This window comes from Aeromonas sp. FDAARGOS 1403, assembly GCF_019047325.1.
In the GTDB taxonomy this organism is placed as follows: Bacteria; Pseudomonadota; Gammaproteobacteria; order Enterobacterales; family Aeromonadaceae; genus Aeromonas; species Aeromonas dhakensis.
The window spans coordinates 542,501-557,192 of the sequence record NZ_CP077249.1 but is presented as its reverse complement, the minus strand read 5'-3'; the positions used below and the strand labels follow the sequence as shown (position 1 = coordinate 557,192).

Sequence of the window (14,692 nt, the reverse complement as noted above, 5' to 3'; positions counted from 1 at the left end):
CTGATAAAACAGGCTAGGGCTGGTGAATTTTTGTTCACCAGCCTTTTTGCGCTGTAGACTGAGAGCATTTCACACCGTTTACGACTCTCGGTGCACCAGCAATCCGGACTGTTTTCTTTCGTCCGGGCCAACACAAAACGGTGTTGAGACAGAGCTGTCCCGTGGGACAGAGTGGGTCACTTATCAGCGAGCTGAGGAACCCTATGGTTTACTCTTATACCGAAAAAAAACGCATTCGTAAGGACTTCGGTAAGCGAGACCAGGTACTGGACACGCCTTATCTGTTGTCCATTCAGCTGGACTCCTTCAAGCAGTTCATCGAGGCTGACCCGGAAGGTGAATATGGCCTAGAGGCCGCTTTCCGTAGCGTTTTCCCGATCACCAGTTACTCCGGTAGTGCTGAGCTTCAGTATGTCAGCTATCGCCTGGGTGAGCCGGTATTTGACGTAAAAGAATGCCAGATCCGTGGAGTGACCTACTCCGCGCCGCTGCGTGTCAAGCTTCGTATGGTTCTGTACGACCGTGAAGCAGCTGCCGGCACCGTCAAAGACATCAAGGAACAAGAAGTATACATGGGCGAAATTCCGCTCATGACCGAGAACGGCACCTTTGTCATCAATGGTACCGAGCGGGTAATCGTCTCCCAGCTGCACCGCAGCCCGGGCGTCTTCTTCGACCACGATAAAGGCAAAACACATTCATCCGGTAAGGTGTTGTATAACGCTCGCGTTATTCCCTACCGTGGTTCCTGGCTGGACTTCGAGTTCGATGCGAAAGACAACCTGTTTGTCCGTATCGACCGTCGTCGCAAACTGCCGGCATCCATTATTCTGCGTGCCCTGGATTTCAGTTCCGAACAGATTCTGGCCACCTTCTTCGAGACCATCGGTTTCGAAGTCAAAGATGGCAAGCTGATGATGGATCTGGTGCCGGAGCGCCTGCGTGGTGAAACTGCGACCTTTGACATCGTGGCCAATGGCGCCGTGGTGGTTGAGACCGGTCGTCGAGTGACTGCGCGTCACATCCGTCAGTTGGAAAAAGATTCCGTTACCCAGATTGAGGTACCGGTTGAGTATGTTGTTGGCAAAGTTGCTGCCAAGGACTACGCACATCCGCAAACTGGCGAGATGGTAGTGACTGCCAACCAGGCGCTGAGCCTGGAAGCGGTAGCCAACCTCTCCCAAGCCGGCTTCAAGCACTTCGAGGTTCTGTTCACCAACGAACTGGACCACGGTGCCTACATGTCCGAGACCCTGCGTATCGACTCCAGCTCCAGCCGCCTGGAAGCCCTGGTCGAGATCTATCGCATGATGCGTCCGGGTGAGCCGCCGACTCGCGAAGCCGCAGAGCAGCTGTTCGAGAACCTGTTCTTCTCTTCCGAGCGTTACGACCTGTCTACCGTAGGTCGGATGAAGTTCAACCGCCGTCTGGCTCGTGAAGACGAGACCGGCGTGGGCACCCTGACCAAAGACGACATCGTCGATGTGATGAAGCGCCTGATCGACATCCGTAACGGTAACGACGAAGTGGACGATATCGACCACCTGGGCAACCGTCGTATCCGTTCTGTCGGTGAAATGGCCGAGAACCAGTTCCGTGTCGGTCTGGTGCGTGTCGAGCGTGCGGTCAAGGAGCGTCTCTCCCTGGGCGACCTGGACACCCTGATGCCGCAGGATCTGATCAACGCCAAGCCGATCTCCGCCGCAGTCAAAGAGTTCTTTGGTTCCAGCCAGCTGTCCCAGTTCATGGACCAGAATAACCCGCTGTCCGAAGTAACCCACAAGCGCCGTATCTCCGCGCTGGGCCCGGGCGGTTTGACTCGTGAGCGTGCCGGCTTTGAAGTTCGAGACGTACACCCGACCCACTACGGTCGTCTGTGCCCCATCGAGACTCCTGAAGGTCCGAACATCGGTCTGATCAACTCCTTGTCCGTGTACTCTCGTACCAACGAGTACGGTTTCCTCGAGACCCCGTACCGCAAGGTCATTGACGGTGTGATCACCGACGAAGTGGACTATCTGTCTGCTATTGAAGAAGGCAAGTACGTGATCGCACAGGCTAACGCCGCGACCACCGAAGATGGCCGTCTGAAAGATGAATTGATCCCGTGCCGTCACAAAGGTGAATCCACCTTTATGAACGCCGACCAGATCCAGTATATGGACGTGAGCCCGCAACAGATCGTCTCTGTGGCAGCGGCCCTGATCCCGTTCCTGGAACACGATGACGCGAACCGCGCATTGATGGGTTCAAACATGCAACGTCAGGCTGTACCGACTCTGCGCGCCGATAAGCCGCTGGTTGGTACCGGTATGGAACGCGCAGTTGCCGTTGACTCCGGTGTTACCGTAGTGGCCAAGCGTGGCGGTATGATCGACTACGTCGATGCCTCCCGTATCGTTATCAAGGTCAACGAAGATGAGCTGCTGCCTGGCGAAGCCGGCATCGACATCTACAGCCTGACCAAATACACCCGTTCCAACCAGAACACCTGTATCAACCAGCGTCCGTGCGTGATGTTGGGCGAGCCGGTAATGGCGGGCGACGTACTGGCTGACGGCCCGTCCACCGATCTGGGTGAACTGGCGCTGGGTCAGAACCTGCGCGTCGCGTTCATGCCGTGGAACGGTTACAACTTCGAAGACTCGATCCTGGTGAACGAGCGTGTTGTTCAGGAAGACCGCCTGACCACCATTCACATCCAGGAACTGGCCTGTATCTCCCGTGACACCAAGCTGGGTCCGGAAGAGATCACTGCCGACATCCCGAACGTGGGTGAAGCCGCTCTGTCCAAGCTGGACGAGTCCGGTATCGTCTACGTGGGTGCGGAAGTGAAGGGCGGCGACATTCTGGTCGGCAAGGTGACCCCGAAAGGTGAAACCCAGCTGACCCCGGAAGAGAAGCTGCTGCGCGCCATCTTCGGTGAGAAGGCGTCCGACGTGAAGGACTCTTCCCTGCGTGTGCCGAACGGTGTGTACGGTACCGTGGTTGACGTGCAGGTCTTTACCCGCGATGGCGTGGAAAAAGACAAGCGCGCCAAAGAAATCGAAGAGATGCAGCTGAAGGAAGCGAAGAAGGACTTGACCGAAGAGTTCAAGATCCTGGAAGACGGCATTTTCGGCCGCTCCCGCAACCTGCTGCTGGCCGCCGGTTACAGCGAAGACCGTCTGAACAAGCTCGATCGCTCCAAGTGGTTTGAACTGGCCATCGAAGATGAAGCCAAGCAAATCGAGCTGGAACAGATCGCTGAACAGCACGTTGAGCTGAAGGCCGAGTTCGACAAGAAATTCGAGAACAAGCGTCGCAAGATCATCCAGGGCGATGACCTGGCGCCGGGCGTACTGAAGATCGTCAAGGTCTATCTGGCCGTCAAGCGTCGCATCCAGCCGGGTGACAAGATGGCGGGTCGTCACGGTAACAAGGGTGTTATCTCCAAGATCTGCCCGGTCGAGGATATGCCCCATGACGAGTACGGCCGTCCGGTCGACATCGTTCTGAACCCGTTGGGCGTACCGTCCCGTATGAACATCGGTCAGATCCTCGAAGTGCACCTGGGCCTCGCGGCCAAGGGTATCGGCGAGAAGATCGACCGCATGGTCAAGGAACAGCGCGAACTGCACGAGATGCGTGACTTCCTGCAACAGGTCTATGACCTGGGCGAGAAAGACACCCAGCAAGTGAACGTGGCCGAGCTGTCCGACGACGACGTACGTACCCTGGTCGGTAACCTGCGCAAGGGTCTGCCGGTGGCAACTCCGGTATTTGATGGCGCCAAAGAGCGTGAAATCAAGGCCCTGCTGAAGCTGGCCGACCTGCCGGAATCCGGTCAGATCGCCCTGTTCGACGGTCGTACCGGTAACGCCTTCGAGCGTAAGGTCACCGTGGGTTACATGTACATGCTGAAGCTGAACCACCTGGTAGACGACAAGATGCACGCGCGTTCTACCGGCTCCTACAGCCTGGTTACCCAGCAGCCGCTGGGTGGTAAGGCGCAGTTCGGTGGTCAGCGTTTCGGTGAGATGGAAGTGTGGGCCCTGGAGGCTTACGGTGCGGCATATACCCTGCAGGAGATGCTGACCGTCAAGTCTGACGATGTGAATGGCCGTACCAAGATGTACAAGAACATCGTGGATGGCGACCACCGTATGGAGCCGGGCATGCCCGAATCCTTCAACGTATTGCTGAAGGAAATCCGCTCTCTGGGTATCAACATCGAGCTGGACGAAGAGTAAGAGCTCGCTCTTATTGTTCGAGAATTGACGTGGGCGCCCCGAGAGGGGCGCCGAGGTTAGACTCCTGACAGGGGAAACACGTGAAAGACTTACTCAAGTTTTTGAAGGCTCAGACCAAGACCGAAGAGTTTGACAGTATCAAGATCGGTCTGGCCTCTCCTGACATGATCCGCTCCTGGTCATTCGGTGAGGTCAAAAAGCCTGAGACCATCAACTACCGGACTTTCAAGCCGGAGCGTGATGGTCTGTTCTGCGCCCGTATCTTCGGACCGGTGAAGGACTACGAGTGTCTGTGCGGCAAGTACAAGCGCCTGAAACACCGTGGTGTGATCTGTGAGAAGTGCGGCGTAGAAGTGACCCAGACCAAGGTCCGTCGTGAGCGTATGGGCCACATCGAACTGGCCAGCCCGACTGCCCACATCTGGTTCCTGAAGTCCCTGCCGTCCCGTATCGGCCTGCTGCTGGACATGACCCTGCGTGACATCGAGCGCGTGCTGTATTTCGAATCCTATGTAGTGATCGAACCCGGCATGACCAACCTCGAGCGCAGCCAGATGCTGTCCGAAGAGCAGTACCTGGACGCACTGGAAGAGTGGGGCGACGAATTCGACGCCAAGATGGGTGCCGAAGCAATCCTGGCATTGCTGCGCGCCATCGATCTGGAAGGCGAAGTGCGCACCATGCGCGAAGAGCTGGATCAGACCAACTCCGAGACCAAGCGCAAGAAGACCACCAAGCGTCTGAAGCTGATGGAAGCCTTCCTGCAGTCCGGCAACAAGCCGGAGTGGATGATCATGACAGTGCTGCCTGTGCTGCCGCCGGACCTGCGTCCGCTGGTACCGCTGGACGGCGGCCGTTTCGCGACCTCCGATCTGAACGATCTGTACCGTCGCGTGATCAACCGTAACAACCGTCTGAAGCGTCTGCTGGATCTGGCTGCACCGGACATCATCGTGCGCAACGAAAAGCGCATGCTGCAAGAGTCCGTGGATGCCCTGCTGGACAACGGTCGTCGTGGCCGTGCCATCACTGGCTCCAACAAGCGCCCGCTGAAATCCTTGGCCGACATGATCAAGGGTAAGCAAGGTCGTTTCCGTCAGAACCTGCTCGGTAAGCGTGTCGACTACTCCGGTCGTTCCGTTATCACCGTCGGTCCGACCCTGCGCCTGCATCAGTGCGGTCTGCCGAAGAAGATGGCGCTGGAACTGTTCAAGCCCTTCATCTATGGCAAGCTGGAAACTCGCGGCCTGGCGACCACTATCAAGGCCGCCAAGAAGATGGTTGAGCGCGAAGAAGCTGTCGTTTGGGACATCCTGGACGAAGTGATCCGCGAACACCCGGTCCTGCTGAACCGTGCACCGACTCTGCACCGTCTGGGTATCCAGGCGTTCGAGCCGACCCTGATCGAAGGCAAGGCCATCCAGCTGCACCCGCTCGTCTGTGCCGCCTATAACGCGGACTTCGACGGTGACCAGATGGCGGTCCACGTACCGCTGACCCTGGAAGCCCAGCTGGAAGCGCGCGCCCTGATGATGTCCACCAACAACATCCTGTCGCCTGCCTCCGGTGAGCCGATCATCGTTCCGTCTCAGGACGTGGTCTTGGGTCTGTACTACATGACCCGTGCCCGTATCGCCGCCAAGGGCGAAGGTATGGTGCTGTCCGGTCCGAAAGAGGCCGAGAAGGTTTACCGTGCCGGCCTGGCCGACCTGCATGCGCGCGTCAAGTGCCGCATCACCGAGTACGTGAAGAACGAAGCCGGTGAACTGGTTGCCAAGACCGAGATGAAGAACACCACCGTTGGTCGTGCGATCCTGAGCCTGATCCTGCCGAAAGGCATGGAATACGCCCTGATCGACGAGCCGAAGGTGCTGACTGCCGCCGAACAGGCTGATCTGGATGCCAACCCGCAGAACTGGATCAAGTGCGTCTCCAACAAGGCGCTGGGCAAGAAGCTGATCTCTCGTCTGCTGAACACCTGCTATCGCAAGCAGGGCCTGAAGGACACCGTTATCTTCGCTGACCAGCTGATGTATACCGGTTTCCACTATGCGGCCCTGTCCGGTGCGTCCGTTGGTATCGATGACATGGTCATCCCGGATGCCAAGAAGGACATCATCGCTTCTGCCGAAGCCGAAGTCGCCGAGATCCAGGACCAGTTCCTGTCCGGTCTGGTGACCGCGGGCGAACGTTACAACAAGGTTATCGACATCTGGGCCAGCGCCAACGAGCGTGTATCCAAGGCCATGATGGAGAACTTGTCCAAAGAGCGTAACGTCAACTCGCTGGGTGAAGAAGAAGAGCAAGCCTCGTTCAACAGCATCTTCATGATGGCCGACTCCGGTGCGCGGGGTTCCGCAGCCCAGATTCGTCAGCTGGCCGGTATGCGTGGCCTGATGGCCAAGCCGGATGGCTCCATCATCGAGACGCCGATCGTGGCGAACTTCCGCGAAGGTCTGAACGTACTGCAGTACTTCATCTCCACTCACGGTGCTCGTAAGGGTCTGGCGGATACTGCACTGAAGACAGCGAACTCCGGTTACCTGACTCGTCGTCTGGTAGACGTTGCACAGGACATGGTGATCACCGAGGACGATTGCGGCACTACCGAAGGTCTGTGGATGACTCCGCTGATCGAGGGTGGCGACGTGGTCGAGCCGCTGCGCGAGCGCGTACTGGGCCGTGTGGTTGCCGATGACGTGATCAAGCCGGGTACCGAAGATGAAGTGCTGGTAGCACGCAACACTCTGCTCGACGAGCAGCTGTGTGACCTGCTGGAGCGCAACTCCGTCGACCGCGTGAAGGTACGTTCTGCCATCACCTGTGAGACCGACTTCGGTAACTGTGCTCACTGCTACGGCCGTGATCTGGCCCGTGGTCACCTGGTTAACAAGGGTGAGGCTGTCGGTGTTATCGCCGCCCAGTCCATCGGTGAACCGGGTACCCAGCTGACGATGCGTACCTTCCACATCGGTGGTGCCGCATCCCGTGCCGCTGCCGAGAGCAGCATCCAGGTCAAGAACACCGGTAGCATCAAGCTGCAGAACGCCAAGTTCGTTCACAACAGCGACGACAAACTGGTTATCACCTCTCGTTCTACCGAACTGACCATCATGGACGAGATGGGCCGTACCAAGGAAAGCCACAAGCTGCCTTACGGTGCCGTGCTGGAAGTGAAGGATGGCCAGGCCGTGAGCGCCGGTGAAACCGTCGCCAACTGGGATCCGCACACTCACCCGATCATCACCGAAGTGGCGGGTCGCCTGCACTTCGAACACATGATCGACGGCGTGACCATTACTCGTCAGACCGACGAACTGACCGGTCTCTCCTCCATCGTCGTGCTGGATGTCAACGAGCGTCCGAGCGCCGGTAAAGAGATGCGTCCGACCGTGAAACTGGTCGACCTGAACGGCAAGGATGTGATGATCCCGGGTACCGATGTAGCCGCCCAGTACTTCCTGCCGGGCAAGGCGATCGTGAACCTGGAAGATGGTGCCAACGTGGGCGTGGGTGACGCGGTAGCGCGTATCCCGCAAGAGTCCGGCGGTACCAAGGACATCACCGGTGGTCTGCCGCGCGTTGCGGATCTGTTCGAAGCACGTCAACCGAAAGAGCCGGCCATCCTGGCCGAGATCTCCGGTACCATCTCCTTCGGGAAAGAAACCAAGGGCAAACGCCGTCTGGTCATCACCCCGACCGATGGTGGCGACGTCTACGAGGAGATGATTCCGAAGTGGCGTAACCTGAACGTGTTCGAAGGTGAAAAAGTTGAGAAGGGTGAAGTGCTGGCGGACGGTCCTGAGTCTGCTCACGACATCCTGCGTCTGCGCGGTATCAGCCCGGTCGCCAACTACATCGCCAACGAAGTGCAGGACGTTTACCGTCTGCAAGGCGTTAAGATCAACGACAAGCACATCGAAGTCATCGTTCGTCAGATGCTGCGCAAGTGCGAGATCCTGACTGCTGGCGACACCGACCTGATCGAAGGCGAACAGGTTGAAGTGGCTCGCGTGAAGATTGCCAACCGTAAGCTGGTTGCTGAGGGCAAGACCCCGGCCACCTACCGTCACATCCTGATGGGTATTACCAAGGCATCTCTGAGCACCGAGTCCTTCATCTCCGCGGCTTCCTTCCAGGAAACCACCCGCGTTCTGACCGAAGCTGCCGTTGGCGGCAAGCGCGACGAACTGCGTGGCCTGAAAGAGAACGTGATCGTGGGTCGTCTGATCCCGGCTGGTACCGGCTTTGCCTACCACCACAGCCGGATCAACCAGCGTGCCGCAGCCGCTCGTGCCGTTGCCGCACCGCAGGTGACTGCCGATGAAGCTCAGCAAAACCTGGCGGATCTGCTCAACGCAGCCGGCAGCTTTGACGAAGAGTAATCTTCTGCTGCAGTGATTGAAAAAGGGCCCCTTTATGGGGCCCTTTTTATTGGCTGTTTTCTCGGCAAAGCCTGATGCCACGCGGATATTCGGATGATCCAGAGCAAGGTTGCGGAGTAAAAAATCAAAAAAAGTTGACATTGAACCCTCGCAACTGAAAACTCGGGAAAGTTGAATGGGTATTACAGGGGTAGAACATGACTGTCGGTATCGAGGAAGTGATGCTTCCCGAAGAGCAACTGATCGGTCGCACTTTTACAGACGAAGACAGGGAATTGTTGCGCTCATACGATGGGCTTATCGACGGCTTGGCTGAGCTGTTCGGCAAGCACTGTGAAGTGGTGCTCCACTCCCTGGAAAATCTGCACGAGTCCGTGATCAAGATTGCCAACGGGTTCAATACGGGACGTAATGAGGGGGCCCCCATTACCGATCTCGCGCTGCGTATGCTCAAGGACATAGAGAATACCGGCCAGGATTACACCCAGAGCTATTTTGCTCGCAGCCGCACCGGCGCCCTGATGAAGTCGAGCACCATCGCCATCAGGAACAGTGACAAGCAGGTGATCGGCCTTATCTGTATCAACCTGCACATCAATGCGCCTTTTCACGAGTTTGTCGCCGAATTCTTCCCGACGCCGCAACAAGTCGAGCGTCAGTCGCCGGAGACCTTTGCCAACAGTGTGGAAGAGCTGGTTGCCCAGACGGTGGACAATACCATCGACGAAATCAACCGCGATCCGACCGTCGCCAACAATGCCAAAAACAGGTTTATCGTGACCCAGTTGTTCGAGAAGGGCATATTTGATATCAAGGACTCGATCAACCTGGTCGCCGACAAACTGAATATTTCCAAACACACCGTTTATCTGTACATCCGACAGCGCAAGCAGGGTGAAGACGAAAACGAATAAGCGCCATAGAAGGGGATAGACAAGAATGGCTAAAGAAGTTATTGCAACCGACAAGGCTCCTGCCGCAATTGGTCCATATGTTCAGGCCACCAAACTGGGCGAGCTGGTCTTCACCTCCGGGCAGATCCCGCTCGATCCGGCCACCATGGAGATCGTGGCTGGCGGCATCGAGGCTCAGGCCGAGCAGGTTATGATGAACCTGGTTGCAGTATTGAAGGCAGCGGGTGCCGACACCAGCAAGGTGCTGAAGACCACCTGTTTCCTCAGCGACATGAACAACTTTGTTGCCTTCAACCAGGTTTATGCCCGTTACTTCGGTGAATCGGCCCCGGCTCGCTCCTGCGTGGAAGTGGCGCGCCTGCCCAAGGACGTGCTGGTTGAAGTCGAAGCCATCGCTTACGTCTGATCCAAGGCGGTACGAAGAGCCCCTCCCAGGAGGGGCTTTTTCGTATTTGGCGTAGAATGGGCTGATACATGCGCAGGAGTCCGGATATGAGTCTCAATTTCGCCTTGCTGGTGACAGGGCCGGCCTATGGTACCCAGTCGGCCAGCACGGCCTATCGCTTTGCCCTGAGCGTCATCGAACAGGGTCATCGACTGTCTCACCTGTTTTTCTATCAGGATGGGGTCTGCAACGGCAACGGTCTGCATGCTCCCGCCTCCGATGAGAGCAACCTGGTCGCCCTGTGGCGCGAGCTCGCCATCCAGCAGGGGATCCGTATCGACGTGTGCGTGGCGGCGGCCATGCGTCGTGGTGTACTGGATGAGCAGGAAGCCAAGGGGATGGGCAGAGCGCAGTTCAATCTGGAAGCGCCCTTTTGCCTGAGCGGGTTGGGCCAGCTGGCGGAAGCCAGCCTGACCGCCGATCGCTTTGTCCAGTTCTAGGGGGAAGCATGCACAAGATAGCGTTCATTTGCCGGCGCGGGCCTCATGGTACTGCGGCTGGCCGGGAAGGTCTCGACGCCCTGCTGGCCACCTCTGCCATGACGGAGTCGCTGGCGCTGTATCTCATCGAGGACGGCGTGCTGCAACTGCTCAAGGACCAGCAGCCACAGGCCATCTTGCAGCGTCATTATGCGCCGACCTTCAAGATGCTCGAGCTGTACGACATCGAAGAGGTCTATGTGTGTACCGACTCGTTGGCGGAACGGGGGCTGACCCCTGAGGATCTGCTGATCCCGGTGACCGGTCTCTCCCGATCCGACATTCGTCGCCAGTGGGGCGACTGCAGCACCCACATCTGTTTTTGAGGTAGCCATGATACAGCTGATACTGACGTCTCCCTTCCAGAGCCGGGAGCTGGAGCAGGCACTGGCCTATCGCCAGCCGGAGGATGTGTTGGTGCTGATGCAGGACGCCGTCGTCGCGGCAACGGCCCCGTTGTGGAGCGAGCGGCTGACAGGCGTACCGCTCTACGTGATGCGGGAGGACCTGCAGGCGAGGGGGTTGCAGTCACGGATCGGGATGGATCTGGAGATGGCCGACCTGGTCGCGCTGATCGCCGAAAAAGGCTCACCGCAGACCTGGGGTGGCTAGAAACTGTTTTTATAAAATAATTTCAGTGACTTACCGAGCCTTTACACACATTCTGCCGTGCCTTTCCCGACACGGATTGTATAAATCTTGACTCCCTTGACAACAGGGCATAAAATTTCGCGTCCCCGTATCTGCGGGGAGGATTTTTCACATGTTTATGAAGTCATTATCAGGAGCCTTTTGATGGCAACTATTAACCAGTTGGTTCGCAAGCCACGCATCAAGCTCGTTGTGAAAAGCAACGTGCCGGCGCTGGAAGCGTGCCCTCAGAAGCGTGGCGTGTGCACTCGTGTATACACCACCACCCCGAAGAAGCCTAACTCTGCACTGCGTAAAGTGTGCCGTGTACGTCTGACCAACGGCTTCGAAGTCACCTCCTACATCGGTGGTGAAGGTCACAACCTGCAAGAGCACTCTGTTGTTCTGATCCGTGGCGGTCGTGTAAAAGACTTGCCAGGTGTTCGTTACCACACCGTTCGTGGTGCGTTGGACTGTGCCGGTGTTAAAGACCGTAAGCAGGCTCGCTCCAAGTACGGCGTGAAGCGTCCGAAAGCTTAATGGTTCTCCGTTAAGTAAGGCCAAACGTTAATTCGTTTCTAGTTAGATAACTTTCTAGTTTTGGGTAACCCCTGAAGTTACGGAGAATTTGAAATGCCAAGACGTCGTGTTGTTGGTCAGCGTAAAATCCTGCCGGATCCCAAGTTCGGATCAGAGCTGCTGGCTAAATTCGTCAACGTAGTAATGGTTGACGGTAAGAAATCTGTTTCCGAAGCCATCGTATATGGCGCGCTGGACATCATTGCCACCAAGACTGGCAAAGAGCACCTGGCCGTATTCGAAGAAGCCCTGGACAACATTCGTCCGGCCGTCGAGGTTAAATCTCGTCGTGTCGGTGGTGCAACCTATCAGGTACCGGTAGAAGTTCGTCCGGTTCGTCGCAATGCCCTGGCAATGCGCTGGTTGGTTGATGCCGCTCGTAAACGTGGTGAAAAATCAATGGCTCAGCGTTTGGCTGGCGAGCTGCTGGATGCCGCTGACAATAAGGGTTCGTCTGTCAAGAAACGTGAAGACGTTCACCGTATGGCTGAAGCGAACAAGGCCTTCGCTCACTTCCGCTGGTAATCCGCTTGCGCAGGGTCTTTTGGCTCTGCGCACCTTCAATTATCTGGGGACAAGTGCCCTAGTAAGAGGATGACAATGGCTCGTACAACCCCCATTGAGCGTTATCGTAATATCGGTATCTCCGCTCACATCGACGCCGGTAAGACTACTACTACCGAGCGCGTTCTGTTTTACACCGGTGTAAGTCACAAGATCGGTGAAGTTCACGATGGCGCTGCCACCATGGACTGGATGGAACAGGAACAAGAGCGTGGTATCACCATCACCTCCGCCGCGACCACCGCTTTCTGGTCCGGTATGGGTAAACAGTTCCAACCGCACCGTATCAACATCATCGATACCCCGGGCCACGTTGACTTTACTATCGAAGTAGAGCGCTCCATGCGTGTTCTGGATGGCGCCGTGATGGTGTACTGTGCCGTAGGTGGCGTACAGCCCCAGTCTGAGACCGTATGGCGTCAGGCTAACAAGTACAAGGTTCCCCGTATCGCGTTCGTCAACAAGATGGACCGTACCGGTGCCAACTTCCTGCGCTGCGTTGAGCACATCAAGACCCGTCTGAAAGGTAACCCGGTTCCGCTGCAACTGAACATCGGTTCAGAAGAGAACTTCAAGGGCGTTATCGATCTGGTCAAGATGAAAGCCATCAACTGGAGCGAAGCTGACCAGGGCGTTTCCTTCGATTACGAAGACGTGCCGGCCGAGCTGCTGGAACAGGCGCAAGAAATGCGCATGAACCTGGTTGAAGCCGCTGCTGAAGCGTCTGAAGACCTGATGGAAAAATACCTGGGTGGTGAAGAACTGACCGAGGAAGAGATCAAGAAAGCTCTTCGTCAGCGCGTTCTGAACAACGAAATCATCCTGGTTACCTGTGGCTCCGCGTTCAAGAACAAGGGCGTACAGGCCATGCTGGATGCCGTGATCGAGTATCTGCCGGCGCCGACCGACGTTGCTGCGATCGACGGTCTGAAGCTGGATGGCGAGACCAAAGACGAGCGTCACGCTTCCGATGACGAGCCGTTCTCTGCTCTGGCGTTCAAGATTGCTACCGACCCGTTCGTGGGCAACCTGACCTTCTTCCGCGTTTACTCCGGTGTGGTTAACTCCGGTGACTCCGTGCTGAACTCCGTTAAAGAGAAGCGCGAGCGTTTTGGCCGTATCGTTCAGATGCACGCCAACAAGCGTGAAGAGATCAAAGAAGTTCGCGCAGGCGACATCGCTGCTGCCATCGGCCTGAAGGACGTCACCACCGGTGATACCCTGTGTGACGAGAACGCACCGATCATCCTGGAGCGTATGGAATTCCCGGAGCCGGTAATCTCCATCGCCGTTGAGCCGAAATCCAAGGCCGACCAGGAGAAGATGGGTCTGGCTCTGGGCCGTCTGGCTCAGGAAGATCCGTCCTTCCGCGTATGGACCGACGAAGAATCTGGCCAAACCATCATCGCCGGTATGGGTGAGCTGCACCTGGACATCATCGTTGACCGTATGCGTCGCGAGTTCAAGGTAGAAGCGAACGTAGGTAAGCCGCAGGTTGCCTACCGTGAAACCATTCGTAACACTGTCAAGGATATCGAAGGTAAGCACGCCAAGCAGTCCGGTGGTCGTGGTCAGTACGGTCACGTCGTTATCGACATGTACCCGCTGGAAGAAGGCAAAGCCTACGAGTTCGTCAATGACATCAAGGGTGGCGTCATTCCGGGCGAATTCATCCCGGGTGTTGACAAGGGTATCCGCGAGCAGCTGAAGTCCGGCCCGCTGGCAGGCTATCCGGTAATGGATCTGGGCGTGCGTCTGCACTTCGGTTCTTACCACGATGTCGACTCTTCCGAACTGGCGTTCAAGATCGCTGCTTCTCTGGCGTTCAAGGCTGGCTTCATGAAGGCCAACCCGGTACTGCTCGAGCCGATCATGAAGGTCGAAGTCGAGACTCCGGAAGACTACATGGGCGACGTTATCGGTGACCTGAACCGTCGTCGCGGCCTGATCGAAGGCATGGAAGATGGCCCGTCCGGCAAGATCGTACGTGCTCTGGTGCCGCTGGCCGAAATGTTCGGTTACGCTACCTCCCTGCGTTCTGCTACCCAGGGTCGTGCTTCCTACGCCATGGAATTCGCCAAGTATCACGATGCCCCGACCAACGTCGCCCAGGCCGTGATCGAAGAGCGCAAATCCAAGTAATTTAAGATTCCCCGCCTACGACGGTAGGCGGGTTTAACCTAGAAGGACTACGTCGTGTCTAAAGAAAAATTTGAGCGTAATAAACCGCACGTAAACGTCGGCACCATCGGCCACGTTGACCACGGTAAAACCACCCTGACCGCCGCCATCACCAACGTGCTGGCCAAGCACTTCGGTGGTAAAGCTTTCGCCTTCGACCAGATCGACAAGGCGCCGGAAGAGCGTGAGCGTGGTATCACCATCAACACCTCCCACGTAGAATACGACACCGCTACCCGTCACTACGCCCACGTAGACTGCCCGGGTCACGCCGACTACGTTA

11 protein-coding genes (1 of these 11 only partly in view) are annotated in these 14,692 nt (G+C 57.0%); all 11 read left to right on the top strand.

What is annotated here, in order from left to right:
• Positions 1–203: 203 nt before the first annotated feature.
• Positions 204–4,232 (top strand): DNA-directed RNA polymerase subunit beta, encoded by a 4,029-nt coding sequence (rpoB, locus tag I6L33_RS02730; RefSeq protein ID WP_010635847.1) that lies wholly within the window; start codon positions 204–206, stop codon positions 4,230–4,232.
• An 80-nt stretch (positions 4,233–4,312) separates the two neighbouring features.
• Positions 4,313–8,617, top strand: coding sequence for a DNA-directed RNA polymerase subunit beta' (gene rpoC, locus I6L33_RS02725; protein ID WP_005306298.1), 4,305 nt, complete (start codon positions 4,313–4,315; stop codon positions 8,615–8,617).
• A gap of 197 nt (positions 8,618–8,814) precedes the next feature.
• Positions 8,815–9,531, top strand: a complete 717-nt coding sequence (locus tag I6L33_RS02720) for a transcriptional regulator (RefSeq protein WP_005306294.1) — start codon at positions 8,815–8,817, stop codon at positions 9,529–9,531.
• Positions 9,532–9,556: 25 nt separating this feature from the next.
• Complete coding sequence (locus tag I6L33_RS02715; RefSeq protein ID WP_208201547.1) at positions 9,557–9,937, top strand: RidA family protein; 381 nt, start codon at positions 9,557–9,559, stop codon at positions 9,935–9,937.
• A gap of 86 nt (positions 9,938–10,023) precedes the next feature.
• Entirely contained in the window at positions 10,024–10,416 is a 393-nt protein-coding gene (tusD, locus tag I6L33_RS02710; RefSeq protein ID WP_017765117.1) for a sulfurtransferase complex subunit TusD, read from the top strand.
• An 8-nt stretch (positions 10,417–10,424) separates the two neighbouring features.
• Entirely contained in the window at positions 10,425–10,781 is a 357-nt protein-coding gene (gene tusC, locus I6L33_RS02705; RefSeq protein ID WP_216973504.1) for a sulfurtransferase complex subunit TusC, read from the top strand.
• Between the two features lie 7 nt (positions 10,782–10,788).
• Entirely contained in the window at positions 10,789–11,067 is a 279-nt protein-coding gene (tusB, locus tag I6L33_RS02700; RefSeq protein WP_017788704.1) for a sulfurtransferase complex subunit TusB, read from the top strand.
• Positions 11,068–11,250: 183 nt separating this feature from the next.
• Positions 11,251–11,625 carry a 30S ribosomal protein S12 gene (rpsL, locus tag I6L33_RS02695; protein ID WP_005306278.1) on the top strand — a complete coding sequence of 125 codons (375 nt, stop codon included), beginning with the start codon at positions 11,251–11,253 and terminating at the stop codon, positions 11,623–11,625.
• 93 nt (positions 11,626–11,718) lie between these two features.
• Entirely contained in the window at positions 11,719–12,189 is a 471-nt protein-coding gene (gene rpsG / locus I6L33_RS02690) for a 30S ribosomal protein S7 (RefSeq protein WP_005306266.1), read from the top strand.
• Positions 12,190–12,264: 75 nt separating this feature from the next.
• Positions 12,265–14,370: an elongation factor G gene (gene fusA / locus I6L33_RS02685; protein ID WP_005306261.1), complete on the top strand. Its 2,106-nt coding sequence runs from the start codon at positions 12,265–12,267 to the stop codon at positions 14,368–14,370.
• 54 nt (positions 14,371–14,424) lie between these two features.
• Positions 14,425–14,692: the beginning of an elongation factor Tu gene (gene tuf / locus I6L33_RS02680; protein WP_005306325.1), read on the top strand. Its footprint extends 917 nt past the window's final position; 268 of the gene's 1,185 nt are visible here — the first part of the coding sequence; the start codon lies at positions 14,425–14,427; its stop codon lies off the right edge, out of view.